Source organism: Brachyspira catarrhinii, from assembly GCF_005518285.1.
GTDB classification, from domain to species: domain Bacteria; phylum Spirochaetota; class Brachyspiria; order Brachyspirales; family Brachyspiraceae; genus Brachyspira; species Brachyspira catarrhinii.
In genome coordinates, this window is sequence record NZ_SJDU01000549.1 from 1 (window position 1) to 1,185 (window position 1,185).

Here is a 1,185-nt window from a genome sequence, read left to right on the forward strand (position 1 = left end):
ACTAGATATTCCTTTGGTTTTATTTTTACAGAAGTAGAATTAAAACCTGAAGAACGAAAAAAATTATTGGATAATCATAATAAATATTTAGCGGCATTTTTTGATGTAAAAGAACCGCCAACCGATTATGAATTAGAAGTATTAAAAGAATCAAATGAAGAACTAAAACTTTGCGAAGAGAAAGGTTTAGTAAGTTTATTAATAAATAAAACAAAAGGAATATCTAGTCCAGATAAAAAAGAGCTATTAAGTTGTTTATTATTAGTTCCTTATGCATATTTATTTTATGTTGGAGCTAAAAAATCGGCTGTAGTATTATTTATCATATCTTCTGCATTAATTTTTATGATAATGGCAATTAAAAGTCTTATACCGATACCATTTTTTATTGAATTAATAATTGTTTATATATGTTTAGCTGGCACATATGTTAGCTTAACGCATAAATTATTATATTTAGCATTTAAGGAAAGAATGAAAAAGGTTGAAAATGAGACATATGAAGAGGCTAAATTAGAAAAATTCAAATCTCTATGCCCCGATAAAGATAAATCTCAAAAGTCCTATATAGTTTCTTTTGTATGTTTAATTTTAATTTGTATTATAGCATCATTTACATTTAGAGATTCTGGAGTATTTATTAATCTGGTTAAAAAAGGAGCTTTCCAATCATATCCAAATGTAACTGTAGAGGAATTAATTAATGCAGCTATAAAAAAACCTAAATGGGAGCAAATAATAGCTAAAGATGGCAACAAATATGTAAATGTTTCTGGAGATATGTATGGAATGAAGGTATTAATACAGTTTAGGATTAATGACATAAAGGGACCTAAAGGCGATGGACCTTCATGGACTTGGGAAGTGAACGCATCCGAATTGGATGGACAACCTATGTCAATTCATGGATTAGCTGACGATTTATACCAATTATATATGGCAAATAAATAATATAATTGAAAATTGAAAAAATATTTATTAGGGGGCGGTTTAATGACTGCCCTTATTTTTACACAATGAAAAATTTATTACAAATAACGATTATTTTATTTTTAATTCAAGCCGTTTTAACAAGCGCTAACTATAAAGACGAGATAAAAGATTTTACAGTCGTAAAAGTTAGAGACGGCGATACTTTTGTAATCAATATAGAAAATGTTCCCGATGTATTTGGTAAAGAGATAG

Annotated in this window: 1 pseudogene; it reads left to right on the top strand. The window is 27.8% G+C overall.

Annotated features, from left to right (window positions below):
* A pseudogene (locus tag EZH24_RS14325) lies at positions 1-951 on the top strand (hypothetical protein); the annotation flags it as partial.
* Between the last annotated feature and the right edge of the window lie 234 nt (positions 952-1,185).